The following is a 24,995-nucleotide window of genomic DNA, read 5'->3' as shown; positions in this document are numbered from 1 at the left end:
CTGCATTATCCTTGACGCGCTAACGTCGCGACGATCGGTGCAGGCTCGTCTGCCTGTTCCGGCAGTGTCGTGTTGCGTGAGTGTCCGGCTTTGCGTCTCCCGCGTTCCCTCGCCTTCGGCATCGGGCTGTCCGCCCTCGCGGTCGCCGCCGGTCTCGGCGCGCCAGCGCTCGCCGCCGACGCAACCTTGCGCGGCGACGTCATGCCGCCGGGCTTCGGGCGCCTGTCACTGACCTTCGACGAACCCACGCCGACACGCATCCGCGTGTCCAACGGCGTGCTCGTGGTCGCCTTCGGCAGCAGCGTGAAGGTCGACGTCGCCAAGATCGCCCGCGAACTGCCGGCCTATATCTCCATCGCGCGCGTGGATCCCGATGGCCGCGGCATGCGGCTGGCTCTGACCCGGCCTTTTCGCACCAACCTGATCGAGGCAGGCGAGCGCGCCTTCATCGACATCCTGCCCGAGAACTGGACGGGCGTCCTGCCTGGCCCGCCGCCCGAAGTCCTCGCCGAGATCTCGGAGCGCCTGCGTGCCGCGGAGGCCCGCAGCCGCGAGGCAGCGCGCCTGGCACAAGAGCAGCGCAAGACGCTAGGCGTGCGCAGCGCGAGCCTGCCGACACTCGAACGGCTGGTCTTCGAAGCGCCGCCAGAGGCAACCCTGACGCCCGTGTTCGCCGACGACGTGCTGACGCTGTCCTTCAACCAGCCGATGACGGTCGAGCCCAGTGCGATCCGGACCGCGCTGCCTAGCGGCGTGCGGCTCGTTTCCCACGATGTCGGCAAGTCCAGCACGACACTGGCGCTCGCACTGCCCAAGGACTGGCAGTTCCGCAGCTTCCGCGATGAGGACGGTCTCGTCGTCGACCTGCTGAAGCCATCCAAACTGTCCGCAGCCGCATTGGTCGATCCGGTCGGCGCGCTCACCGCTGCGGCAGCGACGGCAGCGCCGACCGCCCCCCAGCCCGTTGCGGCCCAGCCGGCGACCGTCCCGGCGAGCGCGAGCCAGCCGGCGCTGGAACCGCCGACCGCGCCGACGCCCGCAGTGACCGCCCCACCCGCGGTCGATCCGACGCCGCAGGCGGTGAAGGTCGCCGTCGTCGGGACAAGGCTCGACTTTCGCTTTCCTCGACAGACCGGCGCCGCCGGCTTCGTCGAGGCCGGAATGGCAACCCTGGTCTTCGACACCCGCGATACGATCGATCCGGCCGCGCTCAAGGGCCTCCTGCCGCAACTGATCGAGGATGCCAGCGTGACCCGCGAGGGCAAAGTCGCCCTGGTACGGCTGCGCCTCGCCGGCCAACCGCTGACGCGCCTGTTTGACGATGGCACGACCTGGTCGCTCGACTTCGGCGAGAAGGGCGGCAAGCCGGCCGAGCCGCTGGTGCCGGCCCGCGCCATGGACGAACAGGGGCAGACGATCGTCGCCGTGCCGCTGCGCGGCATGACCGGGGTCCATTGGCTGGAAGCGGGTCCCTCGGGCCTGCCCGTCGCGGTCGCCACAGCGACAGGGCCGACGCGCGTCACGTCCAAGCCATATCAATTCGTCGAGTTCGCCCTGCTGCCGACCGCGCACGGACTGGCCGTCAGTCCGCGCTCCGACGATGTCGTCGTCCGGGCCGGCACCGAACAGATCCGCATCGGCCGGCCGGCCGGGTTGACGGTGACGCTCGATGTCCCCGCGCAGACGAAGGATACCGAGGCCGAGGCCGCGAAGCCGCAGGCACCCCTGCTCGACCCCGAGCAATGGAGCAAGCTGATCGTCCCCACGGTGCGCGAGCATGAGCGGGCGCTCCAGCGCGAGATCATCGGCGCGTCCCGGTCCCGGAAATCGGAGACCCGCCTCGCCCTCGCCCGCTTCTACGCCGCCAACGGCCTGCTGTCCGAGGCCAAGGGTCCGTTGCAGAGCCTGATGGCCGACGACCCGGCGATGCGGTCCAACCGCGAGGCGCTCTTCCTGAAGGGCCTGATCGCCGCCCAGATGCACCGGCATCAGGAGGCCGCCACGGCCTTCGAAGCGGCCCCGATCAAGGACGATCCCGAAACCGGCCTGTGGCGCGCGCTCGTCGATCAGCGCCGTGGCCGCAATGCCCAGGCCCTGCTCGGCTTCCGCCGCGCCGAAACCCTCCTCGATCGCTATCCGCCCGAACTGCAGGCGGAACTGCGTCTAGCCAAGGCGCGCGCGGCGCTGGCCATGCGCGATATGACGATCGCCGAGCGTGAAATCGAGGCCCTCGCCGGCCTGCCAACCGAAACGGTCGATCAGGAACACCTCGCCTTGCTCCGCGCCATGCTCGACGATGTCAGCGGCCGGCCGGACAATGCCCTCGTCGGCTACCGACCGCTCTTCGAGGCCCGCAGCCGGCCGGTGGCAGCCGAGGCGCAATTGCGGGCTGTGCGCCTCGTCCAGGCCGAGAAGCGCTCCGATATCTCGCCGGATGAAGCCCTGGCGCGTCTCGAGACGGTCTCGATCATCTGGCGCGGCGGCGACCTGGAGATTGAATCCCTCGGCGAATTGGGGCGCGTCTATGCCGACCAGCAGCGCTGGCGCGATGCCTTCCAGATCGCGCGTCGCGCAACCGAGACCTTCCCCGACCATGCCCTGACGCGGCGCCTGCAGGACGAGACTGCGCAGCGCTTCGCCGACCTGTTCGGCGGCGGCGGGCTCGACCAGCTCCCGCGGATCGACGCATTGGCGCTGTTCTACGACTTCAGGGAGTTCCTCCCGATCGGCCGGCGCGGCGATGAGATCACTCGGCTGCTCGCCGACCGCCTGATCGGCCTCGACCTGCTCGATCAGGCCAGCGACATCCTGCGCTATCAGATCGAACGACGCCTCACCGGCGCGGCCCGTTCGACCGTCGCCGCACGGCTCGCCATGGTCGAGTTGATGAACGGCAAGCCTGCCGAGGCGCTGCGCGCCCTGAGCACGACGCGACTGCTCGAGTTGCCCTCCGACGTCAAGCGCGCCCGGCTGCTGCTGGAGGTCAAGGCATTGTCGGACCTGTCGCGCACCGACCAGGCGCTTGAGCTGCTCGAGGGCGAGCGCGGTGCCGAGGTCGATCGCCTCCGCGCCGACATCTTCTGGACCGGGCGGCGCTGGCGCGAGGCGGGCGAGACGCATGAGCGCATCCTCGACGAGGCCTGGCGCGGCCAGGCGCCGCTCAGCGATGGCGCGCGCGCGGACGTGATGCGGGCCGCGATCTCCTATGTCATGGCCGATGAGGGACTGGCGCTCGACCGGCTCCGCAGCAAGTTCGCAACCAAGATGGCGCAGGGCAGCGACGCGCGCACCTTCGCCTTCGTCACCGGCGCCAACCGCTCCAGGGCATCCGACATCCGCGAAATGGCCCGCGCCGCGGCAGCGGCGGGCGCCGACACCCTATCCGACTTCATGCAGGCCTATCGCGAGCGCTACCCGGCCTATTCAGCCGCGATGCGCCAGAGGAAGTCGGATGCACCGGCCACACCACCTGAACCCGAGGCCGCGCCACAGGCGCCCGCCCCGACGCCCGCCGTGACAGGCGCTGCGCCCCAGGCTCCGGGAGCGGCCGCGCCCGGACGAAGCTGATACGCTCCGGCGTGCTGACCTAGACGCCGTAACTCTTCACCAGCGATCCGGCCACGAGCCCCCAGCCGTCGACGAGCACGAAGAAGATCAGCTTGAACGGCAGCGCCACCGTCACCGGCGGCAACATCATCATGCCGACCGACATCAGGATCGACGCGACGACGAGGTCGATGATCAGGAAGGGCACAAACAGCAGGAAGCCGATCTCGAAGGCACGGCGCAGCTCCGAGATCATGAAGGCCGGCACGAGCACATGGATCTGCACCTCCTGCGGCGTTGCCGGGGGCGGCTCGCGCGACATCTCCATGAAAAGCGCGAGATCCTTCTCGCGGACATGGCGCAGCATGAAGGTCTTGAACGGCACGACGCCACGATTATAGGCCTCGGCCGGCTGGATCTGCCCGGCGACAAGCGGCGCCACCGCATTGGCATAGGCCTCGCGCAGCGTCGGCGCCATCACGAACCCGGTCAGGAACAGTGCGAGCCCGATGATCACGGCATTGGGCGGGGCGGTCTGCGTGCCGAGCGCCGAGCGCAGCAGCGACAGCACGACCGCGATGCGGGTGAACGACGTCACCATGATCAGGATCGACGGCGCCAGCGACAGGACCGTGATGACGGCGATCAGCTGCAGCGCACGCTCGGCAACGCCGCCGCCCTGCCCGAGATCAAGCGATAGCGTCTGCGCCAGTGCCGGCCCGGCCGGTACGCTAAGCAGCGCGGCCCACAACGCCAGGCAAGCCGGAACGCCCCATACGCTCCGCGCGCGGCGACGCCATTTCGCAGGAGTGCTGGTCAGGTTCACGCGCACGGCCGTCATTGCGCCCGACTCAGATGATCGGGCGGTGCGAGGCTAAGGCCGGCTCTTGTCCAGCGGCAACCGGCTCGGCACCGTCAGAGCGCCGCGCCGGCAGAATCCTGTTGATCGATCCCGTCGATCGCGCCGCTCAGGAGCGAGGTTTCGGATCACGCCCGAGCAGTCGTGCGAACTCGGCCTCGATGGCATCGACGGAGAACGGGTCGATCGTCTTCGGCTCGGGCTCGGGTTCCGGCTTCGTGGGCTCGGGCTCGGGGGCCGAATGAGCAGGCTTCGGCTCCTCCGGCGCGGGCTCCTCCGGAACGGTGTCCAGCTCTTGCTCGTCCGCCTGCTGCTCGGCGGCGATCACCTCGGACTCATCCTCGCCCGGTTGCGGCGCCACGGCTTCCGGCGCGGTCTCGACCTCGGGTTCTGGCTCGGGCTCGGGTTCCGGGGAAGGCGCCACGGCGACAGGCTCGGGAACCACCACCGGTGCGGGCTCGAACGGCTTCGGCGCAGGCGCGCTGTACGGTGCAAACACCGGCGGGGCGGCGATCGGCGGCTTCGGCGTGATCCGTTCCGGCTTCAGGCCCAGAGCCATCTCCAGCTCCGCCTCGACATCCAGCGGCACCACCCGCGGGCCGGGGCCCGCTGCGACGGGCGCGGGCGGCACGATCACGGCTGGGGGCGGCTCCACCTGCGGTTCGGCCTTGGACGGAGCGGGCTCGGCGGCCGAGACGGCCACGCCGGACTCAGCGGAGATATTGGCCTGCCCCTGCGACGGACGCACCGCCGAGAACGGGCGCTTCAGCGCTTCGTCGAGCTGTCGGGCCATGTCGTCGAGTTCGCCGACGCTGGCCGCAGGTGCGGGCGCATGGTCGCGCGTGAAGCTCGGAGGCGGCACCGCAGGCGCCGGCGGCGGAGGCGGGGCCGCCTGCCCCCGCGCCAGTGCCGCGCCGCCGATGGCGGCGATGCCACCGGCCGCCGCCGCGGCAACCGCAGCCTCGGCCTGCGTGAATGTCTGCGTCCCGCGCGGGGCCGACCGAACCGGCGGCGCCGGTGGCGCCGGCGGCACTGGCGGCTCGATGACCGATGGCGCCGTTGCGACCGGAGCCGGCGGCGCCCCGCGGCGCGGATCCTCGGCGGGCTCGGGGCGCAACGGCTCCTGCGGCACCAGCGTATCGAAGGGCAGCGGCCGCTCGGGCATGCCGAGATCGGCCTGGGCCGGAATCGCGGCGCGCGCGCCGCTGCGCACAATGTTGGTCTCGACGACGACGTCGGACGCCCCGCCGATCATGATCAGATGCTCGACATTGTCGCGCCGGATCAGCACGAGCTGTCGCTGGCGGTCGAGGTCGTGGATGTCAACCACGCCGAGCCTGGGCTGCCTTGTGCGGCCTCCGCCCTGCCCCTTGAGCCGCAGCCGGCCGTCCTTGATCTGCCGCGCGAACAGGCCGAGCAGCACAAGCAGCACCAGGATGACGCCAAAAGCGATGACCCACTTTTGCGCGGTCGGAAGATCGAAGCCAAACAAGCTCTGCAAGGTCTGCCTCATATGCGGCGGCGCACCGGGCCCCGGCTGCCGATAAGTCCAACCTGACGTTGAACACGCTGGCTATAGCATAGCGCCCGCGCTTTCAGGAAACATGGTGAACGTGTGGTTAACCGGATCGGCGAAACCCGCGATCTTAACCGCTCGTTAACCATGCACCCGGCAATATTTACCCAGTGGACTGCGGCGTCACGCCGGCACTGGGAGGGTCACGGCCATGGCGAACACTGCCCTCGGGACAGGCGGAAACCTGATGCTCGCGCTCAAGACCCGCATGCAGTGGCATCAGACGCGCCAAAAGGTGCTGGCCGAGAATGTCGCCAACGCCGACAGCCCGGGCTTTCGCCCGATGGACATCAAGCAGCCGCCGATCGGCGCCGCCGGCCAGGCGAGCGTCGGCCTCGTCCAGACCAGCGCGGGACATATGGATCTGGCGGGCCGCCTCGGCACTTTCGACAGCGCGCGCGCGCAGCGATTCGAGACGACGCCCAACGGCAACGCGGTCAATCTCGAGGACGAGATGACGAAGGTTGCCCAGAACCAGTCGGACTATCAGCTCGCCGCGTCGCTCTACAGCAAGGGCCTCGGCCTGATGAAGATCGCGATCGGCAAGGGTCGCTAGCAAGCTTGAGTTGCTGACGGGCCTGACGGCCCGCGCTGGAAGGAACAGGTAGGATGGATCTTCTCAAGAGCATCTCGGTGGCGACGTCGGGCCTGCGCAGCCAGTCCGGCCGCATGCGCGTGATCGCCGAGAACATGGCCAATGCCGATTCGGGCCCCGAGCGGGCGGGCGCCGATCCGTATCGCCGCAAGATCCCGACCTTCCAGCGCCGCTTCGACCGCGAGCTCGAGGCGCAGGTCGTCGATATGGGCCGCGTCCAGCGCGACAACAGCGCCTTCAAGACGAAATTCGAGCCCGGCAACCCCACGGCCGACGCCAGCGGCAACGTCAAGATGCCCAACGTCAACTCGCTGATCGAGACGATGGACATGCGCGAGGCCCAGCGCAGCTACGAAGCCAACCTCAACCTGATCTCGTCGACGCGCCGGATGATCCAGCGCACGATCGACATCCTGCGCGCCTGAAGGAGGCGTTCGCCATGGCCACCTCCAGCTTCGCCGCCGGCGCCTATGCATCGACGCAGGGATTGGGCGCGGGCAATCTGCTCCGCAAGCCGCTCTCCTCGACCGGGGCCCAATCGGGCAGCACCGACTTCTCGGCCCTGATCGGCAAGGCGCTCGAGGCCACCGCCGATGCCGGCCGCAAGGCCGACATGCAGTCCGCCTCGGTCGCGACCGGGCGCGCCGACGTCGTCGACGTCGTCACCGCCGTGGCCGAGAGCGAGGCTGCGATCGAAACGCTGGTCGCAGTCCGCGACCGCGTCATCGCGGCCTATGAAGAAATCATGCGCATGCCGGTCTGATCCGGCTTTTCAGGACGAGAACATGACTTCCGGAGCCATCCTCGACGTCGCCCGCGACGGCATCATGGTGTTTCTCAAGGCGGGTGGGCCGCTGATGATGGTCGCGCTCATCGTCGGCCTGGCTGTCTCGCTGGTGCAGGCGCTGACCCAGATCCAGGAGCAGACCCTGGTCTATGTGCCGAAGATTCTCGCTGTCTTCGCCGCGCTGATGCTGTTTCTGCCGTTCATGGGAGATGCGCTGGCGGGGTATATGGGACGCGTCGCCGTCCGAATCGCCACGGGCGAATGATTCTGCTGCAACCCGCGCTCGCCATCGGCGATGCCCCGGCCCTGCGGCGCCCGGAATGGCGGCGGAGTGCCGGCGGCACGATGCAGATCGCGATCCTGCCCGAGATCAGCGCCATCTTCGTGCTCGTCTTTGCGCGCGTCGGGACGCTCGTCATGCTGATGCCGGGCATCGGCGAGCGCTTCATCTTTTCGCGCGCCCGGCTCTCGCTCGCCTTCTTCATCGCGCTGATGATGGTCCCGATGGCGCGCCCGCTGCTGGCGCTGCCGCCCGACACGCCCGGTGTCGTCAGCCTCCTCCTGAGCGAGATTCTGATCGGCCTTGTCATTGGAGTCTGCGCCCGCTTCGTCATGGCCTGCCTGCAGACGGCCGGCACGCTGGTGGCGCAGACCATGGGGCTCGGCTTCGCCATGACGGTCGATCCGACCGGCGGAACCCAGAATCCGTCCATCGGCAACCTCTTGACCATGCTCGGCATCACGCTCGTGCTGACCAGCGACCTGCATCATGTCGCCATCGTCGCGATCCATGAGAGCTACCGCGTGCTGCCACCCGGCGGCGTGCCGGGGATGGGCGACGTCGTCACCCTGGCGATCCGCGCCGCAGCGCAAGGCTTCGCGCTGGCGGTGCAGATCTCGGCCCCCTTCATCGTCTTCGGCCTGCTCTTCAATCTCGGCCTCGGCGTGCTCGCGCGCATGATGCCGCAGCTCCAGGTCTTTTTCCTCGCGGTGCCGGCATCCATCCTCGGCGGCATGCTCGTGCTGCTCGCCGTCGTCGGCGTGATGATGAGCGTCTTCCTCAACGACCTCGGCGGCTTCCTGCGCCAGTTCACGGGGAACTGACGGAACATGTCAGAGGATGCCGACAACGAGGACAGAACAGAGGAGCCGACACAGCGAAAGCTGGATCAGGCCACCGAGAAAGGCGACATCCCCAGATCGCAGGAAATCGGCACCTTCTTCGTGCTCTGCGGCTTCACCATGGCGCTCCTCGTCGGCGCCGGCTGGTCGGCCCGCGATGCTGCGCTCTCGCTGCGCGCCTTCCTGATGAATGCCCATCAGGTTCCCTCAGACGGCGCGTCCTTCGCCAATGTCGCCGAGCAGGGCGTCATGACTGGCTTTGCCGCGCTGGGCCTGCCCTTTGCCTTCATCCTTTGCGCCGCGCTGGCGGGCGCGATGATACAGCACAAGCCGCTCTGGACCTTCGACCCGCTGATGCCGAAATTCAGCCGGATCTCGCCGATGGCGGGCGCCAAGCGGATGTTCGGTAAGGAGGCCTGGGTCAATTTCGCCAAGGGCCTCGCCAAGACCGGGCTGGTCGGCGCGGTGCTGTGGACGACGCTGTGGGCCGAGCACGACCGGCTCGAGGGCTTCGCGCAGATGAATGTCGCCGCTGTGCTGCCGGCCACTCTCGTCCTTGCGATCAAGCTCATGGCCAGCGCGCTCGCCCTCTTCGCCATCATCGCGCTCGGCGATTTCGGCTGGCAGCGCTTCACCTGGTACCAGCGCCAGAAGATGACGAAGCAGGAGCTCAAGGACGAATACAAGAACTCGGAAGGCAATCCCGAGGTCAAGGCGAAGCTGCGCCAGATCCGCTCCGAGCGCTCGCGCCGACGCATGATGGCGGCCGTGCCGAAGGCGACCGTGATCATCACCAACCCAACCCACTATGCCGTCGCGCTGCAATACGAGCCCGGCATGGCGGCGCCGCTCTGCCTCGCCAAGGGCGTCGACGCGGTCGCCTTGAAGATCCGCGAGGTTGCCGGCGAGCACAGCGTCCCGATCGTCGAGAACGTGCCTCTGGCGCGTGCTCTCTACGCCACGGTGGAGATCGACGAAGAAATTCCTGTCGAACACTACCAGGCGGTGGCCGAAGTGATCGGATACGTCTTGCGCCTGAAGGGGCGGCGCGCCTAACTCGCTTGAGCGTGATATCGAAAAGTGGGAACCGGTTTTCGGCATCACGCATCTGACTACGCGCGCGAGTCCGCCATCGCGGCGGCTCGGCAGCAACGGGACGGACCACACCGCAATGGGCGGCACCACGACTGCGATCGATCGCTCCGACAAGCCGGGCCATATCGGCATCATCCTGCTCGTCGCGGGGCTGCTCGTCGGCGCCGCGATCGCGCTCGGCTTCATCGCTCATGAATGGGCCCAGCCCCTGATCCTCGGGCTCCTGGCGCTGCTCTCGGTCGTCGGCGTCTTCGGCCTCTTCGCCTTTGCCGTCGGTCTGATCCAGTTCTCCGGCCGGGCCGCCCGCAACGACCTGACCAAGACGATCGTCGACAGCGCCGACGAAGGCGTCGTCGTGACCGAGGGCGAGAACGGCATCGTCTACGCCAACGAGGCCTATCTCGCCCTGGCGGGTGCCCGCGGCGCCAGCGACCTGCGGCCCGTCGGCAGCCTCTTCACCGGCCGCGCCGAGGTCTCCGAGGCGATCTATCGCCTGGCCACCGCAGCCCGCGAGAACCGCAGGCTCGCCGAGGAGATCAGGCTAGAGCCCGCCCTCAACGGCCGCGGCGCCGTCGGCTGGTACCGGATCAAGGTCTCGCCCGTGCGCCGCGACGGCCGGCCGGCCACGCTCTGGGCGGTGTCGGACGTGACACCCGAACGCGAGCGCCAGGAGAACGCCTTCCAGGAGCTCCAGCACGCGATCGACTATCTCGACCATGCCCCGGCCGGCTTCGTCTCGATCGACGCCGATGGCGAGGTCTCCTATCTCAACGCGACGCTCTCCGGCTGGCTCGATTTCGACCTCGCCCGCTTCGGCTCCGGCGGTCTGCATCTCGACGACATCGCCACGCCGGGGGCGGCCGCCCTCGTTCAGGCCATCCGTGGCCAGCCCGGCGATGTCCGCATCGAGGTGCTCGACGTCGATCTGAAGCGCCGCAACGGGGCCCCGCTCCCGGTCCGCCTGCATCACCAGGTCGCCTTCGGCAGCGACGGGCGCGCCGGGCCGTCGCGCACCCTCGTCCTGAATCGTGCGCCGGGCGAAGCCGGCACCGACGGCGGCAGCGAGGCGGAGATTCGCTTTGCACGCTTCTTCCATTCGACGCCGATGGCGATCGCGACCGTCGACCGCGCCGGCACGATCCTACGTTCCAATGCCGCCTTCGCCCGCCTGACCCAAGCCGGCCCGCAACCCGGTCCGCAACCCGGCACCATCCACGATCTCGTCGCGGCCGATGGCGGGCTCGACCGCGCCCTGGCCGAGGCCATGGAAGGCCGCTCCGAGATCGCACCGCTCGACCTGACGCTGGCTTCCGACGAGGCCCGCTCGGCAAGGCTCTATCTCTCGCCGGTCGCGGCCAGCGAGGATGCCGACGGCGAGCGCGCGATCATCTACGCGCTCGAGACCACGGCCGAGCGCAAGCTCAAGGACAATATCGACCAGGCCCAGAAGATGCAGGCTGTCGGCCAACTCGCCGGTGGCATCGCGCACGACTTCAACAACGTGCTCCAGGTCATCATCAACGCCTCGGAGTTCCTGCTGGCCAGCCACCGGCCGACGGACCCCTCCTTCCCCGACATCATGCAGATCAAGCAGAACGCCTATCGCGCCGCGGCGCTGGTGCGGCAGCTGCTCGCCTTCTCGCGTCGCCAGACGCTGCGCCCGCAGGTGCTCGAACTCGGCGATGTCCTCTCCGACCTCTCGCTGATGCTGAAGCGCGTCGTCGCCGACAAGGTCACGCTCGATGTCCGCCAGGGCCGCGACCTCTGGCCGGTCAAGGCCGATCTCGGCCAGCTCGAACAGGTCATCGTCAATCTCGCCGTCAATGCGCGCGATGCCATGGCCGACGGCGGCAAGCTGACCGTACGGACCCGCAATGTCGCGGTCGGAGACTGTGCCGGCTTCGGCCATGCCGCCCTGCCCGCAGACGACTACGTCCTGCTCGAAGTCGAGGACAGCGGCACCGGCATCGCGCCCGAGCATCTCGACAAGATCTTCGAGCCCTTCTTCACCACCAAGGAGGTCGGCAAGGGCACGGGCCTCGGCTTGTCGATGGTCTACGGCATCGTCAAGCAGACCGGCGGCTTCGTTTTCTGCGACTCCGTGGTCGGGCGTGGCACGATCTTCCGCATCTTCCTGCCCCGCCACGTGCCGAGCGAGGAGGAGATCGCTGCCGAGGTCGCCATCAAGGAGGCGCCGAAGAAGGTTGCAGCCGACCATACCGGTGCCGGCGTCATCCTGCTCGTCGAGGACGAGGATGCGGTGCGGGCGCTGAATGCCCGCATGCTGGTCTCGCGCGGCTACACGGTGCACGAGGCGGCCTCCGGCGTCGAGGCGCTCGACCTCTTCCTCGCCGAGGACGGCAAGGTCGACCTCGTCGTCTCCGACGTGGTGATGCCCGAGATGGACGGTCCGACCCTGCTCGGCGAGCTGCGCAAGCGCAACCCCGCGACCAAGGTGGTCTTCGTCTCCGGCTATGCCGAGGAGGCCTTCCGCAAGAACCTGCCCGAGGGCGAGGATTTCCAGTTCCTGCCCAAGCCCTTCACGATGAAGCAGCTCGTGGAGACGGTGAAGGCGGCGATGGGGTGAGCAGGACGTCCGGCCGATGCGGACTGGGCTGGGCGGGAGCCAATCCTATGGGCCGCACGCCATGACCGGCCGCAAGCTGCTGCATTACGCTCTGCTGCTCGGCGCACAGACCGCCTGCGCCGCGGTCGTGCTCGCGAACATCCATGCCGGCTTTCGCCTCCTGATCGAGAACATCGGCGCGCACAACGCCGCCAAGCCTGGGTCCCTGATCCCGATCGTGAGCGCCGCTGCGCTCGGCCAGGCCTGCTATTGGTACCGCCTGCGCAATGTGCCGGTGCCCGCGAGCTACAGGAACATCCCGCTCGGCCATCTCCTCGCCTTCGCCAGCCGGCTCGGCTTCATCTTCGGCGGTGCGCTGTTCTCGGTCTACTTCCTGCGCCACGCGCCGGAGCTGGCGCTCGCCCCGCTCGCCATCGCCTGGCGGGGCGCCGTGCTGATCGCGATCCTGTTCTCGCTCTACTGCTACACGCTAGAACTGGAACGCCTCGGCGGCGCCTTGCAGCTGCCGCCGAAGCTCTGAACCCAGTCCCGCGCTCAGTGCGCGGCGGCAGCCGGCGAGGCCGCGGTGTCGCGGACCGGTGAGCCGATCGCCAGCAGAGCCAGGATCGTCAGCACCGAGGCCGCCGACAGGTAGTAGCCGACATGAGCAAGGCCGTAATGGGTCGCCAGCCATGTCGCGATATAGGGCGCGAGCGAGGCGCCGACGATGCCGCCCAGGTTGAAGGTGAGCGAGGCGCCGGTGTAGCGCACCGCGGTCGGGAAGATCTCGGCCAGCGCCGTGCCGAGAGGGCCATAGGTCAGCCCCATCAACCCAAAGCCGATAACCGAGAACAACAGCACGCTCGCAACGCTGTCGGGCACGAAGAGCGGCGCGACCAGGAAGCCGAAGAGCGCGATGGCAATCGTGGTGCCGATCAGCGTCCAGCGACGGCCGAAACGATCGGCGATCACGGCCGAGCCGGGGATCGCCAGGCCGAAGAACACAACGCCCGCCATCTGCACCGGCAGGAAGACGTTGCGGCTATAGCCCAGCTTGGTCGTCGCCCAGCTCAGCGAGAACACCGTCATGATGTAGAAGAGAACGAAAGTCGCCACCGCCGCGATCGTGCCCAGCAGCAAGGGCAGCTTGTGCTGTGCGAAAACGCTGACGAGGGGCACGCGCACGCGTTCATGCTTGTCCAGCGCCTTCTGGAAGGCTGGCGTCTCGCTGATCTTCAGCCGGACATAGAGGCCCATGAAGACGAGCAGCGCGCTGGCAATGAATGGAATCCGCCAGCCCCAGGTGAAGAACTGCTCATCGCTCAGGACATCCCCCAGCAGCAGGAAGCTGCCGGTGGCCAGGATGAAGCCGATCGGCGCGCCGAGCTGGGGGAACATGCCGTACCAGGCCTCCTTGCCGGGAGGCGCGTTCTCGGTCGCGAGCAGGACCGCCCCGCCCCATTCGCCGCCGAGCCCGAGCCCCTGGCCGAGCCGGCACAGCGCCAGCAGCAGCGGGGCGACGAGGCCGAGCTGCGCATAGGTCGGCAACAACCCGATCGCCACCGTCGACAGCCCCATCGTCATCAGCGCCGCGACAAGCGTCGCCTTGCGGCCGACGCGGTCGCCGAAATGGCCGAACAGCGCCGCCCCGATCGGCCGGGCGAAGAAGGCGATCGCGAAGGTCGCGAAGGACTGCAGCATCGCCGAGGTCGGGTCGCCAGCGGCGAAGAACAGTTTCGGGAACACGATCACCGCGGCGGTCGCATAGATGTAGAAGTCGAAGAACTCGATCGTAGTGCCGATCAGGCTGGCGAACAGCACCCGGCGCGGCGAATTGGCCGGCGCCGATTGGGATGGAGAGGACACGAAACGAAACTTTCGAAAAATTCGCAGGGAGGCGGCGCAATTAACAGAATGTGGAACGCTGCGCCAACGACATGAAGCTCACTCGACATGCGCAAGAGGCATGACGAGCCAAGAACAATTCAACCCAAGCGCTCCTGACGCATGCAACTGACACTCCTGACAACTCCTGTCAGGGCTCGCAAAACAAGAACAGAAAAAGAACTTGCGAACAGGAACAAACCATGACCAATCTGCATTCACCGGCGCGGATTGAGATGTCCCTGCGCCCCTGCCATAAGGAGCGCAAATCGTGAGTCAGGCGAATCTCAAGCTGGTGGAAGGTTCCTCGATGGACAAGGCCAAGGCGCTGGATGCGGCGCTCTCCCAGATCGAGCGCGCCTTCGGCAAGGGCTCGATCATGCGGCTGGGCAAGAACCAGCAGGCGATCGAGATCGAGACGATTTCGACCGGCTCGCTCGGCCTCGACATCGCGCTCGGCGTCGGCGGCCTGCCCAAGGGCCGCATCGTCGAGATCTACGGTCCCGAATCCTCCGGCAAGACCACGCTGGCGCTGCACACCATCGCCGAGGCCCAGAAGAAGGGCGGCGTCTGCGCCTTCGTCGACGCCGAGCATGCGCTCGATCCGGTCTATGCCCGCAAGCTCGGGGTCAATCTCGACGACCTTCTGATCTCGCAGCCGGACACCGGCGAGCAGGCACTGGAGATCACTGACACCCTCGTCCGCTCGGGCGCGATCGACGTGCTGGTTGTCGACTCGGTCGCGGCCCTGACGCCGCGCGCCGAGATCGAGGGCGAGATGGGTGACGTCCAGCCCGGCCTCCAGGCCCGTCTGATGAGCCAGGCGCTGCGCAAGCTGACCGCCTCGATCTCGCGGTCGAACTGCATGGTCATCTTCATCAACCAGATCCGCATGAAGATCGGCGTCATGTACGGCTCGCCCGAGACGACGACCGGCGGCAACGCGCTGAAGTTCTACGCCTCGGTCCGCCTCGACATCCGCCGCATCTCCACGCTGAAGGAGCGTGACGAGGCGACCGGCAACCAGGTCCGCGTCAAGGTCGTGAAGAACAAGGTCGCGCCGCCTTTCAAGCAGGTCGAGTTCGACATCATGTTCGGCGAGGGTATCTCCAAGGTCGGCGAGTTGATCGACCTCGGCGTCAAGGCCGGCATGGTCGAGAAGGCCGGCGCCTGGTTCTCCTTCGACAGCCAGCGCCTTGGCCAGGGCCGCGAGAACGCCAAGTCCTTCCTCAAGGCCAATCCCGAGGTCGCGGCCAAGATCGAGGCGACAATCCGGCAGAATTCCGGCCTCGTGGCCGACCGCATCCTCGACCAGGCGACACCGACGGACGACGACCTCGACGAGGGCGAGGCCTGAGCCGTTCCCGCAGGCGGCATGCTCGGGCTTGCCCCGAGCATCGCCTGCAAGAGATTCTCGGGTCTACGCTTCGCTTCGCTCGAGAATGACGTCCTGAGAAGCACGGGCGGCCCCATCGGCCGCCCGTTTTCGTTTCGGCTCAAGACGTTGGCAGCCCGCAATCTCTCGACAGCGGCAAGCGGCCTCACTAGAACGCTTGAAACCGCCGGCCCGGCCCGGACGGAAGCCCGATGAAGCAAGAGTTCGAACAGCGATGAGCGGCGTCAACGATATCCGGTCGACCTTCCTCGACTACTTCAAGTCCCAGGGCCACGAGATCGTGCCGTCGAGCCCGCTCGTGCCGCGCAACGACCCGACGCTGATGTTCGCCAATTCGGGCATGGTGCAGTTCAAGAACGTCTTCACCGGCCAGGAGAAGCGCCCCTACGTTCGCGCCACCACGGCGCAGAAGTGCGTTCGCGCCGGCGGCAAGCACAACGACCTCGACAATGTCGGCTACACCGCCCGCCACCACACCTTCTTCGAGATGCTGGGGAACTTCTCCTTCGGCGACTATTTCAAGGAACAGGCGATCACCCACGCCTGGACGCTGGTCACGCGCGAATTCGGCCTGCCGAAGGAGAAGCTGACCGTCACCGTCTATTCCGAGGACGACGAGGCGCACGCCCTCTGGAAGAAGATCGCCGGCCTGCCCGACAGCAGGATCATCCGCATCCCGACCTCGGACAATTTCTGGCGCATGGGCGACACCGGCCCCTGCGGCCCCTGCTCCGAGATCTTCTACGATCATGGCGACCATATCCCCGGCGGCCCCCCCGGCTCGCCCGACGAGGACGGCGACCGCTTCATCGAGATCTGGAATCTCGTCTTCATGCAGTATGAGGAAGCGGCCGGCGGCGTCCGGACGAACCTGCCGCGCCCCTCGATCGACACCGGCATGGGCCTCGAGCGCATCGCGGCCGTGCTCCAGGGCACGCATGACAACTACTCGATCGACCTGTTCGCGGCTCTGATCAGCGCCATCGCCGACATGACATCGGTCGCCTCCGACGGGCCGATGAAGGCGAGCCATCGCGTCATCGCCGACCATCTGCGCTGCTCGGCCTTCCTGATCGCCGACGGCGTGCTGCCCTCCAACGAGGGCCGCGGCTATGTGCTGCGCCGGATCATGCGCCGCGGCATGCGCCACGCCCAGCTGCTCGGTGCCAAGGAGCCCTTGCTGCACAGGCTGGTGCCGGTTCTGACCCGCGAGATGGGCCGTGCCTATCCCGAGCTGCTGCGCGCCGAGGCGCTGATCACCGAGACGCTGCTGCTCGAGGAGACCCGCTTCCGCACCACGCTGGCGCGCGGCCTCAACCTGCTCGACGACGCGGCGAAGGATCTGGTCGCGGGCCAGAGCCTGAAAGGCGACGTCGCCTTCACCCTCTACGACACCTATGGCTTCCCGCTCGACCTGACGCAGGACGCGCTGCGCGCCCGCAACATTTCGGTCGATACCGACGGCTTCGATGCGGCGATGCAGCAGCAGAAGGCCAAGGCGCGCGCCGCCTGGGCCGGGACCGGCGAAGCCGCGACCGAGAAGCTCTGGTTCCCGCTCAAGGACCGCGTCGGCGCGACCGAGTTCCTCGGCTACGACACCGAGACCGCCGAAGGTGTCGTCACCGCGCTGATCCGCGACAATGCCGAGGTCCAGTCGCTGAAGGCTGGCGAGAGCGGCTTCGTCACCGTCAACCAGACGCCCTTCTATGGCGAGTCGGGCGGTCAGATCGGCGACGCCGGCACGATCCGGGCGGCGGACACGGTCGTCGAGGTCAGCGATGTCCAGAAGAAGCTCGGCGACGTCTTCGCCCATGCCGTCACGGTGAAGCAAGGCGAGCTCAAGCTCGGCCAGCCGGTCGAGCTCGTCGTCGACCATGCCCGCCGCAGCGCGATCCGCGCCAATCACTCCGCGACCCATCTGCTGCATGAGGCGCTGCGGCTCGTCCTCGGCGACCATGTCGCGCAGAAGGGCTCTCTCGTCTCGCCCGACCGGCTGCGCTTCGACTTCTCGCATCCCAAGCCGATCAGCGACGAGGAGCTGCGCGAGGTCGAGGAGATCGCCAACGCGATCGTGCTGAAGAACGAGCCGGTCACGACCCGGCTGATGAGCGTCGACGAGGCGATCGCTTCAGGCGCCCGCGCCCTCTTCGGCGAGAAATATGGCGAGGAGGTTCGCGTCGTCACGATGGGAACGAACCCGGGCGGCCGCGCCTTCTCGGTCGAGCTCTGCGGCGGCACCCATGCGGTACGCACCGGCGATATCGGTCTCGTCAGTGTCGTCGGTGAGAGCGCCGTCGCAGCCGGCGTGCGCCGGCTCGAGGCCATGACCGGCAATGGCGCGCGCCTGCGCCTCAACGAGGAGTCGCGCCTGCTCGACGGGCTGGCGAGCCTGCTCAAGGTCCCAGCCGCTGAGGCCGGCAACCGCCTCACCGCACTGATCGAGGAGCGCCGTAAGCTCGAGCGCGACCTGTCCGATGCCCGCAAGAAGCTCGCCATGGGCGGCGGCGGCGCGTCCGAGGATCCGATCCAGGAGATCGGCGGCGCGAAGCTTTTGGCGCGGGCCGTCACCGGCGTCGAGATGAAGGACCTGAAGAGCCTGGTCGACGAGGGCAAGGCGCGGGTTGGCTCCGGCGTCGTCGCGATCGTCGGCGTGGCCGAGGATGGCAAGGCCGGCATCGTCGTCGGCGTCACCGCCGACCTGACCGAGCGCTTCGACGCGGTCGCCCTGGTGCGGGCCGGCTCCGAGCAGCTCGGCGGCAAGGGCGGCGGCGGGCGGCGCGACATGGCGCAGGCCGGCGGGCCCGACGGCACGAAGGCGCAGGCTGCGCTCGATGCCGTCGCCGCGGCGATGGGCTGAGGCGCGCATGGGCGCCGCTTCTCTCGCGGGATGGCGGCGCCAGCTTCACCTCTGGATCGATCATGGCGCCGGCGACGACGCCGTGGCGCGGTGGATCCATCACGGCCTCGTCCTGCTGATCTGCGTCAATGTCGTCGCGATCGTGCTGGAATCGATCCCGGACTTGGCTCAGCGCTTCGGCCCTGCCTTCCAGGCCCTGGAAGCGGCCTCGCTCGCCATCTTCACGCTGGAATATCTCGCCCGCCTCTGGGTCGCACCCGAGCATGCGCGCTATCGTTCGCTGAGTCCTGCCCGCGCGCGGCTCGCCTATGCCATGTCGGCACCGGCGATCATCGATCTCTTGGCCACGCTGCCCCTCGCATTTGCCTTCTTCGGCCTCGGCGAACTGAAGGTCCTGCTCCTGCTGCGGCTGCTCCGCTTCTTCAAACTCGGGCGCTACTCGCCGGGGATGGCCTCGCTTGCGGCGGCACTTTCCGCCGAGCGCAAGGCCCTCTTCGCCTGCTTCGTCGTGCTGATGGGCGTCATGCTGATGACGGCGAGCCTGATGCATCTCGTCGAGCACGAGGCCCAGCCTGAAAAGTTCGGCACGATCCCCGACGCGATGTGGTGGTCGATCATCACCCTGACGACGGTCGGCTATGGCGATGCCTTCCCCATCACGGCGCCGGGCAAGGCGGTCGCCGCCGTCACCGCCGTGCTCGGCCTCGTCATGCTGGCGCTGCCCGTCGGCATCGTCGCGACGGCCTTCGCCCAGGAGATCCACCGCCGCGAATTCGTCGTGACCTGGAGCATGATCGCCCGGGTGCCGCTGTTCGGCCAGCTCGACGCGGCCGAGATTGCCGAGGTGATGCAGTTCCTACGCGCCCGGACCGTCAGGAACGGGGTGGTGGTGACACATGAAGGCGAACCGCTTCAGGCATTCTATTTCGTCGCCAGCGGCGAGGTCGAAATCTCTCTGCCCGATGGCCAGGAGAAACTGGACGAGGGCCACTTCTTCGGCGCTCTGACCCTGGACGACGTCGCGATCACCAGTCATTCCTCCGGCGTGAACGCAGCCGTCGCGACCGCTCCGACCAAGCTCCTGGTTCTCGACCAGATCGACTTTCGGGCTCTGACGGCGCGCAGCCCCAAGCTTGCCGCCCATATCCGGGCGCTGGCGCGGGCATGAGACGGCGCGCGCTCATCGGGCTGGCGCTGCTGTTGGCCCCGCTTACGGCCTGGTCCCCGGCTCAGGCGCAGCGCCCGCAACGGCCGCCGCAGCCATCGGGCCCTGCGATCTCCGCCTCGCGCAGCCTCATGGCAGGCTCGATCCTGAGCGTCCTGGTCAGCCGGGCGCCACCCGGCGCGCGGGTCGCCATTGCTCGACCGACCGATCCACCGACTGCCGCCATCGTCGTGGTCGAACTCGGCGGCAGGGCGTCCGTCAGCCTTCCCGTCCCCGGAGAGCCCGGCGGCTACGAGCTGCGCCTGACGAGGGATCAGGACGGCGCGCCCGCAATCCTGGTTGCACAGCCGCTGGTCACGACGCCTCCGGAGGCAACGCTGGCCGCGCCCGATCGCGTCAAGCGCGGCACAGACTTCCCCGTCCGAGGCATCGGCCCCAATGGCGAGCGCGACCGGGTGGTGCTGGTGGCCTCTGACGTTGCGCCGGAGGCCAGCGGCCCGTCCTTCTTCCCGGTCGAGAACGTCGAAGCGAGACTCGAGGCACCGGATCAGCCCGGCCTCTATGAACTTCGCTACGTCATGGACGCCCCGGTCTCGGGACTGCGGATCCTCGCGCGACGGCCGCTTGTGGTGGAATAGAGGCGCGGAACGGCCGCCTCAGTCGTGGTCGGGATGCTGGCGCGAGCGGAAGCGCGGCAGCTCCGTGGCGGGAATGTCGTCTTCGGTGCGGGGGCCTTCCAGCCTGCACACCTCATCGAACCAGGGCGGCCGCCCTTCCACGCCATAGGCCGTGCTCGGCGGGAAGGCCGAGGGGTCGTCGAGGCTGCCGGATGTGACCGAGATCCGGCCTGAGCCACGCAGTGCATAGGTCAGGGGCGTGCCGCAATCGCGGCAATAGCCGCGCTCGGCGGCTTCGGAGGAGCGAAAGACGGCGATCTCGCCGTTCGTCCAGGTCAGGTTGGCTTCGGTCGTCGAGGAATGCGCGGCGAAGTAGTTTCCGGAGGATTTCTGGCACATCCGGCAGAAGCAGATACCCGTCCTCTCGGGCGGGGCCGCCATCCGATAGCGCACGGCACCGCACTGGCATCCGCCCGTGATTCCGTCACCAGCCATCGCCCGCCTCTCCCTGCCCGCTCCCTCGGCGGGATCGAAACGAAAAACGCCCGGGAACGTTCCCGGGCGTTCGTCCATGGCGAACCATGTCATTCGGGCGTGACGGCCGGCAAGCCGGCTTCGCGCCTCAGGCGGCCATCGCCTTGCGCATGTTCTCGCTGACCTTCTCGAGGAAGCCGGTGGTCGAGAGCCACTTCTGCTCGGCGCCGACCAGCAGCGCGAGATCCTTGGTCATGTCGCCGGCCTCGACGGTGTCGACCGTGACCTTCTCCAGCAGCGAGGCGAACTTGGCGAGCTCGGCATTGTTGTCGAGCTTGGCGCGGTGCGCGAGGCCACGGGTCCAGGCGAAGATCGAGGCGATCGAGTTCGTCGAGGTCTCCTTGCCCTTCTGGTGCTCGCGGTAGTGGCGGGTCACCGTGCCGTGCGCGGCCTCGGCCTCGACAGTCTTGCCATCGGGCGTCATCAGCACCGAGGTCATCAGGCCGAGCGAGCCGAAGCCCTGCGCCACGGTGTCGGACTGCACGTCGCCATCGTAGTTCTTGCAGGCCCAGACATAGCCGCCCGACCACTTCATCGCCGAGGCGACCATGTCGTCGATCAGGCGGTGCTCATAGGTGATGCCGAGCTTGTCGAACTCCGCCTTGAACTCGGCCTGGTAGATCTCCTCGAAGATATCCTTGAAGCGGCCGTCATAGGTCTTGAGGATGGTGTTCTTGGTCGAGAGATAGACCGGGTACTTGCGGATCAGGCCGTAGTTCAGCGAGGCGCGGGCGAAGTCCTTGATCGACTCGTCGAGGTTGTACATCGCCATCGCGACGCCGGCCTCAGGGGCCTTGAAGACCTCCTTCTCGATGACATTGCCGTCCTCGCCGACGAACTTGATCGAGAGCGTCCCCTTGCCCGGGAACTTGAAGTCGGTGGCGCGGTACTGGTCGCCATAGGCATGGCGGCCGATCACGATCGGCTGCGTCCACCCCGGCACGAGGCGCGGCACGTTCTTGCAGATGATTGGCTCGCGGAAGATCACGCCGCCGAGGATGTTGCGGATCGTGCCGTTGGGGCTCTTCCACATCTGCTTTAGGTTGAATTCCTTCACGCGGCCTTCGTCCGGCGTGATCGTCGCGCACTTCACGGCGACGCCATGCTTCTTGGTGGCATTGGCTGCGTCGATCGTGACCTGGTCGTTGGTCGCGTCGCGGTTCTCGACCGAGAGGTCGTAATAGTCGAGCTCGAGGTCGAGATAGGGGAAGATCAGCGTGTCCTTGATCTTCTGCCAGATGATGCGGGTCATCTCGTCGCCGTCCATGTCGACGACCGGGTTGGCGACCTTGATCTTGCTCATGTGAAACGACCCCTGCTTCTGGCCAGACTGGAATGGTTCCGGCCTGCGGCGGCGCGGCCGCAGGCGGTTGGGGGGCTTCCTAGCGGGTAAAGCGCCGCGAAGGAAGGGCGGCTTTTGGACGACAGCCACGCCTTGCGCCTCAGTCGATGCTGCGCTGCCGCAAAAACGTCGACTTGCGCATTCACCCTGCATCGCTCGCCACCGTTGCAACGGGGACGATCGTCTTGCCGTATTGTCACTCTCTCGCTGCCGTCCGCCTCCTCGGTCGGGCTGGCCTCATGCTGATGCTCGTCGCCGGGCCGGCAGCACTCGCGCGAGCCGAACAGGCTTTGCCAGCGCCTGTGGACCGGCCGGACATGGCGGCCGATGATGGCAGCGAGACGCGCCTCTTCGCGCCGATTCCACGTTGGGAGGCGCCGCCGCCGCCCCCCGATCCCGTGCTCGCGACGCCGAGTTTCATGGCCCCCACCCTGAACAAGCAAGATGCCGCGAGACAGCGTGCCGAACGGAATGGGTTCGCCCGTCCGGAGATCGACGCAACAGCGATCCGCAGAGGGCTCGGCCCGGCTGCCTCGCCGCTGCCAGCCGCCAGCGAGCGAGCCGTCGGGGTGAAGCTCGGCGCCGAGCAGCTCTCCGTCTCGACCGCCATCGTCACCGGCCAGGGCGGCTGGCAGCGCAACGACACCCGCCTAGACTGGAACGTCAGCCGCGGTTCGGCTGGAGACGCCAACCTGCGTTGGAGCGCGGCCACAGGCGGCAATCTCCAGGCCTCGGGCAGCGCCGGGCAGAATGCCGAGGCCGTGCTCGGCTACCGTCTCCAGCCGCTCGACATCGTCACGCTGACGACGGAGATCGCGCTGGCCGGCAACTACACCTTCGCGGTCGAGAATGGTCTCGCGACAAACATGACACCGCGGGTGAAAGTCCTCGCCGACCTGACGCAGCCGCTCTCGATGCCCTGGCGCACCACGCTCGACCTCAATCTCGGCCGGCAGGTGCCGCTCATCGGCAACAGTTTCCAGACCAACGCCGCAGCCCTGCTGCGGCTGGAGTTGCCGACGCCCTGAAATGCAGGGCGATCGCTCTTTCCGTCCCTTCGGCGCATCGATAGTCTCGCGCCATGACAGATAACTCCGCTCGCTTCGCCCTCGTCACCGGCGGCACCCGTGGCATCGGCCAGGGCGCCGCGCTCGCTCTCGCCAAGGCGGGCTACGACGTCCTCGCCACCGGCCTCACCGTCGAAGAGGTCACCGCCGCCCCGCCCCATCCGGCGATCCGGCACGCGCAGCTCGACGTCACCAGTGACGGTCAGGTCGCCGCCATCATGACCACCTGCCCGCGGCTCGATGCGCTGGTGAATTGCGCCGGCATGATCCAGCGCGGCGGCAAGGAGTTCGAGATCGATGCCTTCCGCCTGACCATCGAGGTCAATCTCAACGGCACGATGCGGATGTGCCTCGCCGCCAAGGACAAGCTTGCGGCGAACGCCGAGGGCAAGGCGGGCGGCGCGATCGTCAACATTGCCTCGATGCTGACCTTTCACGGCTCGCCCTTCGCGCCGGGCTATGCCGCCTCCAAGGGCGCGATCGGACAGCTCACCAAATCGCTCGCGGCCGCCTGGGCAACGGACGGCATCCGCGTCAACGCCGTCGCGCCGGGCTGGATCGCGACGGAACTGACGAAGCCCTTGGTCGAAGATGCCGCCCGCTCGGCGCCGATCCTGGCGCGTACGCCGATGGGCCGCTGGGGTGAGCCCGGCGATGTCGGCGGTGCAATCGCCTTCCTGCTCTCCGATGCGGCGGCCTTCATCACCGGCACGATCCTGCCGGTCGACGGTGGCTACCTCGCGGTCTGAAAACGATTCTGCACCAGGGACTTGGCGAGCAGGACTGAATCAATCTGCGAACCGCCTGAATCGGTTCGCGAAGAACAAGACCGGAGAGGATGCGCCATGAACCCTGTGAATGTGACGTCCGCCAGCCCGATGCCCGTCGAGGCCACCAAGGAAGAGCGCTGGACGCCTTACCGCCACCCCCAGCCGCAGCATTCCCCGCCGGAACTGGTCGTCCCCAACGTCATTCCTGAGGACGACCGGGTCTGGGTGCCGGTCGACGACAATGTCTGGTTCCGCCCCCTGCTCTTCTGCGTGACGCGCGGCTATTGGATGAACCTGCTCAAGGTGCGCAAGGCGGGCGTGCTCTCGCGCCATCGCCACCCCCTGCCCGTCCACGGCTATGTGCTGAAGGGCAAGTGGCGCTACCTTGAGCACGATTGGGTCGCGACCGAAGGCGCCTATGTCTACGAGGCGCCGGGCGAAACGCATACGTTGGTGGTCGACCCCGATGTCGAGGAAATGATCACAATGTTCCAGGTCAACGGCGCGATGATCTATGTCGATCCGGACGGCAAATGCCTGGGCTATGACGACGTCTTCACCCGGCTCGAGAAATGCCGGGCTCACTATGCCGCGAACGGGCTGGGCGCGGATTATGTCGAGCAGTTCATTCGATAGGTTGAGCCGCCGCTCGGCTCTCGCCGTTCTACCCGCGGTGCTTCTGGCTCGGCCGGCCTGGGCGCAACCGATCGACCGCCTGGCTATTCCGGGCCCGATCATGTTCGGTGACAAGCCGTTTGCCCTCGCTTGGAGTTCGGCTCCGCGGCCGGGCTACGTCAAACAGGAGTATCTGCCAGCGGGACAGGCGCCCGGCTCCTATGAGAGCATGCTGCTGATCGAGGTGCTGGACGGCCCCGTCGACGTCAGGGGCGCCGTCTCGGCCCAGGTTTCGTCATTGTCCGGCCGCCGCGGGCAGGATCCACTCTTCAATATGCAGCTTCTCCGAAAGGAAAGTTTGGGGGAGGTGCTTCTCGATTTCCTCATCGGCGGCCGCAGCGATGACGGCCGAAGCATCGCGGAGTGGAATGGCTATCGCTACCTGCCGCTGCCCGGCCGCGGCGTCATGCTCTTTGCGGTGAGCCATCGCGGCTATGGCGACAGCATCAACGCATTTCTGACCCGATTGAAGAGCTTCCGCCCCGCCGAGATCGCGCGCATCGCCGCATATGTGGTTCCGCGGCCGCGCCAAGCCTGACGGA

The 24,995-nt window shown here is 67.7% G+C and carries 22 protein-coding genes; 17 read left to right on the top strand and 5 right to left on the bottom strand.

The features are described 5' to 3' along the window. Positions 1 to 90: 90 nt before the first annotated feature. On the top strand, positions 91 to 3,567 hold the full coding sequence (locus tag VGN82_RS24775; RefSeq protein ID WP_327529730.1) for a hypothetical protein: 3,477 nt from the start codon (positions 91 to 93) through the stop codon (positions 3,565 to 3,567). 19 nt (positions 3,568 to 3,586) lie between these two features. Here the strand turns inward: VGN82_RS24775 and fliP are convergent, their stop codons facing one another. Both fliP and VGN82_RS24765 read right to left on the bottom strand, forming a co-directional pair. Next, complete coding sequence (fliP, locus tag VGN82_RS24770) at positions 3,587 to 4,387, bottom strand: flagellar type III secretion system pore protein FliP (protein WP_327529729.1); 801 nt, start codon at positions 4,385 to 4,387, stop codon at positions 3,587 to 3,589. Between the two features lie 127 nt (positions 4,388 to 4,514). Beyond that, positions 4,515 to 5,906, bottom strand: a complete 1,392-nt coding sequence (locus VGN82_RS24765; RefSeq protein ID WP_327529728.1) for a hypothetical protein — start codon at positions 5,904 to 5,906, stop codon at positions 4,515 to 4,517. 226 nt (positions 5,907 to 6,132) lie between these two features. Here VGN82_RS24765 and flgB point away from each other — a divergent pair, with 226 nt between their 5' ends. The 8 genes from flgB (at position 6,133) to VGN82_RS24725 (ending at position 12,687) form a co-directional block, all read left to right on the top strand. After that, positions 6,133 to 6,537 (top strand): flagellar basal body rod protein FlgB, encoded by a 405-nt coding sequence (gene flgB / locus VGN82_RS24760; RefSeq protein ID WP_327529727.1) that lies wholly within the window; start codon positions 6,133 to 6,135, stop codon positions 6,535 to 6,537. A 53-nt stretch (positions 6,538 to 6,590) separates the two neighbouring features. Beyond that, a complete protein-coding gene (gene flgC / locus VGN82_RS24755) occupies positions 6,591 to 7,001 on the top strand; it encodes a flagellar basal body rod protein FlgC (RefSeq protein ID WP_327529726.1) in 411 nt (136 codons plus the stop codon). Positions 7,002 to 7,015: 14 nt separating this feature from the next. Then, positions 7,016 to 7,339, top strand: a complete 324-nt coding sequence (locus VGN82_RS24750) for a flagellar hook-basal body complex protein FliE (protein ID WP_327529725.1) — start codon at positions 7,016 to 7,018, stop codon at positions 7,337 to 7,339. 22 nt (positions 7,340 to 7,361) lie between these two features. Further along, the gene (fliQ, locus tag VGN82_RS24745; protein WP_108048817.1) at positions 7,362 to 7,628 is read left to right on the top strand and encodes a flagellar biosynthesis protein FliQ; all 267 of its coding nucleotides are present in this window, start codon (positions 7,362 to 7,364) and stop codon (positions 7,626 to 7,628) included. Positions 7,629 to 7,708: 80 nt separating this feature from the next. Then, positions 7,709 to 8,467 (top strand): flagellar biosynthetic protein FliR, encoded by a 759-nt coding sequence (gene fliR, locus VGN82_RS24740; protein WP_327529955.1) that lies wholly within the window; start codon positions 7,709 to 7,711, stop codon positions 8,465 to 8,467. A 6-nt stretch (positions 8,468 to 8,473) separates the two neighbouring features. Further along, positions 8,474 to 9,541 (top strand): flagellar biosynthesis protein FlhB, encoded by a 1,068-nt coding sequence (flhB, locus tag VGN82_RS24735; RefSeq protein ID WP_327529724.1) that lies wholly within the window; start codon positions 8,474 to 8,476, stop codon positions 9,539 to 9,541. A 115-nt stretch (positions 9,542 to 9,656) separates the two neighbouring features. Next, complete coding sequence (gene cckA / locus VGN82_RS24730; protein ID WP_327529723.1) at positions 9,657 to 12,167, top strand: cell cycle histidine kinase CckA; 2,511 nt, start codon at positions 9,657 to 9,659, stop codon at positions 12,165 to 12,167. Positions 12,168 to 12,183: 16 nt separating this feature from the next. After that, complete coding sequence (locus tag VGN82_RS24725) at positions 12,184 to 12,687, top strand: hypothetical protein (protein WP_327529722.1); 504 nt, start codon at positions 12,184 to 12,186, stop codon at positions 12,685 to 12,687. A gap of 14 nt (positions 12,688 to 12,701) precedes the next feature. On the opposite strand, the gene VGN82_RS24720 is transcribed toward VGN82_RS24725, so the two are convergent. After that, the gene (locus VGN82_RS24720) at positions 12,702 to 14,012 is read right to left on the bottom strand and encodes an MFS transporter (protein WP_327529721.1); all 1,311 of its coding nucleotides are present in this window, start codon (positions 14,010 to 14,012) and stop codon (positions 12,702 to 12,704) included. A 289-nt stretch (positions 14,013 to 14,301) separates the two neighbouring features. Between VGN82_RS24720 and recA the strand changes: the two genes are divergently transcribed. From recA to VGN82_RS24700, 4 genes are all read left to right on the top strand, one after another. After that, complete coding sequence (gene recA / locus VGN82_RS24715) at positions 14,302 to 15,387, top strand: recombinase RecA (protein WP_327529720.1); 1,086 nt, start codon at positions 14,302 to 14,304, stop codon at positions 15,385 to 15,387. A gap of 253 nt (positions 15,388 to 15,640) precedes the next feature. Continuing rightward, positions 15,641 to 18,283 carry an alanine--tRNA ligase gene (gene alaS / locus VGN82_RS24710; RefSeq protein WP_327529719.1) on the top strand — a complete coding sequence of 881 codons (2,643 nt, stop codon included), beginning with the start codon at positions 15,641 to 15,643 and terminating at the stop codon, positions 18,281 to 18,283. A gap of 7 nt (positions 18,284 to 18,290) precedes the next feature. Further along, positions 18,291 to 19,451, top strand: a complete 1,161-nt coding sequence (locus VGN82_RS24705) for a cyclic nucleotide-gated ion channel (RefSeq protein ID WP_327529718.1) — start codon at positions 18,291 to 18,293, stop codon at positions 19,449 to 19,451. Beyond that, complete coding sequence (locus VGN82_RS24700) at positions 19,448 to 20,086, top strand: hypothetical protein (RefSeq protein WP_327529717.1); 639 nt, start codon at positions 19,448 to 19,450, stop codon at positions 20,084 to 20,086. Before VGN82_RS24705 ends, VGN82_RS24700 begins: the two co-directional genes overlap by 4 nt. 18 nt (positions 20,087 to 20,104) lie before the next feature. On the opposite strand, the gene VGN82_RS24695 is transcribed toward VGN82_RS24700, so the two are convergent. Both VGN82_RS24695 and VGN82_RS24690 read right to left on the bottom strand, forming a co-directional pair. Continuing rightward, complete coding sequence (locus VGN82_RS24695; RefSeq protein WP_327529716.1) at positions 20,105 to 20,560, bottom strand: GFA family protein; 456 nt, start codon at positions 20,558 to 20,560, stop codon at positions 20,105 to 20,107. A gap of 127 nt (positions 20,561 to 20,687) precedes the next feature. After that, complete coding sequence (locus VGN82_RS24690; protein WP_327529715.1) at positions 20,688 to 21,902, bottom strand: NADP-dependent isocitrate dehydrogenase; 1,215 nt, start codon at positions 21,900 to 21,902, stop codon at positions 20,688 to 20,690. Between the two features lie 278 nt (positions 21,903 to 22,180). Here VGN82_RS24690 and VGN82_RS24685 point away from each other — a divergent pair, with 278 nt between their 5' ends. From VGN82_RS24685 to VGN82_RS24670, 4 genes are all read left to right on the top strand, one after another. Continuing rightward, a complete protein-coding gene (locus VGN82_RS24685; RefSeq protein WP_327529714.1) occupies positions 22,181 to 22,969 on the top strand; it encodes a hypothetical protein in 789 nt (262 codons plus the stop codon). A 53-nt stretch (positions 22,970 to 23,022) separates the two neighbouring features. Next, positions 23,023 to 23,757, top strand: coding sequence for an SDR family NAD(P)-dependent oxidoreductase (locus VGN82_RS24680; RefSeq protein WP_327529713.1), 735 nt, complete (start codon positions 23,023 to 23,025; stop codon positions 23,755 to 23,757). A 129-nt stretch (positions 23,758 to 23,886) separates the two neighbouring features. Then, positions 23,887 to 24,414, top strand: coding sequence for a 2,4'-dihydroxyacetophenone dioxygenase family protein (locus tag VGN82_RS24675; RefSeq protein WP_327529954.1), 528 nt, complete (start codon positions 23,887 to 23,889; stop codon positions 24,412 to 24,414). A 208-nt stretch (positions 24,415 to 24,622) separates the two neighbouring features. Beyond that, entirely contained in the window at positions 24,623 to 24,991 is a 369-nt protein-coding gene (locus VGN82_RS24670) for a hypothetical protein (protein WP_327529712.1), read from the top strand. Positions 24,992 to 24,995 lie beyond the last annotated feature (4 nt).

It is taken from the genome of Allobosea sp., assembly GCF_035999205.1.
In the GTDB taxonomy this organism is placed as follows: domain Bacteria; phylum Pseudomonadota; class Alphaproteobacteria; order Rhizobiales; family Beijerinckiaceae; genus Allobosea.
Note: the sequence above shows the minus strand (reverse complement) of the source record. Positions and strands in the feature narration are given on the sequence as shown.

What these genes read in the sequence shown, in the direction of transcription:
- flhB (WP_327529724.1), top strand. Translation starts at nt 8,474, where the DNA reads ATGTCAGAGGATGCCGACAACGAGGACAGAACAGAGGAGCCGACACAG.
- fliQ (WP_108048817.1), top strand. Translation starts at nt 7,362, where the DNA reads ATGACTTCCGGAGCCATCCTCGACGTCGCCCGCGACGGCATCATGGTG.
- flgB (WP_327529727.1), top strand. Translation starts at nt 6,133, where the DNA reads ATGGCGAACACTGCCCTCGGGACAGGCGGAAACCTGATGCTCGCGCTC.
- VGN82_RS24685 (WP_327529714.1), top strand. Translation starts at nt 22,181, where the DNA reads ATGCTGATGCTCGTCGCCGGGCCGGCAGCACTCGCGCGAGCCGAACAG.
- VGN82_RS24670 (WP_327529712.1), top strand. Translation starts at nt 24,623, where the DNA reads ATGCTGCTGATCGAGGTGCTGGACGGCCCCGTCGACGTCAGGGGCGCC.
- cckA (WP_327529723.1), top strand. Translation starts at nt 9,657, where the DNA reads ATGGGCGGCACCACGACTGCGATCGATCGCTCCGACAAGCCGGGCCAT.
- VGN82_RS24680 (WP_327529713.1), top strand. Translation starts at nt 23,023, where the DNA reads ATGACAGATAACTCCGCTCGCTTCGCCCTCGTCACCGGCGGCACCCGT.
- VGN82_RS24725 (WP_327529722.1), top strand. Translation starts at nt 12,184, where the DNA reads ATGCGGACTGGGCTGGGCGGGAGCCAATCCTATGGGCCGCACGCCATG.
- VGN82_RS24750 (WP_327529725.1), top strand. Translation starts at nt 7,016, where the DNA reads ATGGCCACCTCCAGCTTCGCCGCCGGCGCCTATGCATCGACGCAGGGA.
- VGN82_RS24705 (WP_327529718.1), top strand. Translation starts at nt 18,291, where the DNA reads ATGGGCGCCGCTTCTCTCGCGGGATGGCGGCGCCAGCTTCACCTCTGG.
- VGN82_RS24690 (WP_327529715.1), bottom strand. Translation starts at nt 21,902, where the DNA reads ATGAGCAAGATCAAGGTCGCCAACCCGGTCGTCGACATGGACGGCGAC.
- fliR (WP_327529955.1), top strand. Translation starts at nt 7,709, where the DNA reads ATGCAGATCGCGATCCTGCCCGAGATCAGCGCCATCTTCGTGCTCGTC.
- fliP (WP_327529729.1), bottom strand. Translation starts at nt 4,387, where the DNA reads ATGACGGCCGTGCGCGTGAACCTGACCAGCACTCCTGCGAAATGGCGT.
- VGN82_RS24700 (WP_327529717.1), top strand. Translation starts at nt 19,448, where the DNA reads ATGAGACGGCGCGCGCTCATCGGGCTGGCGCTGCTGTTGGCCCCGCTT.
- VGN82_RS24675 (WP_327529954.1), top strand. Translation starts at nt 23,887, where the DNA reads ATGCCCGTCGAGGCCACCAAGGAAGAGCGCTGGACGCCTTACCGCCAC.
- flgC (WP_327529726.1), top strand. Translation starts at nt 6,591, where the DNA reads ATGGATCTTCTCAAGAGCATCTCGGTGGCGACGTCGGGCCTGCGCAGC.
- VGN82_RS24695 (WP_327529716.1), bottom strand. Translation starts at nt 20,560, where the DNA reads ATGGCTGGTGACGGAATCACGGGCGGATGCCAGTGCGGTGCCGTGCGC.
- alaS (WP_327529719.1), top strand. Translation starts at nt 15,641, where the DNA reads ATGAGCGGCGTCAACGATATCCGGTCGACCTTCCTCGACTACTTCAAG.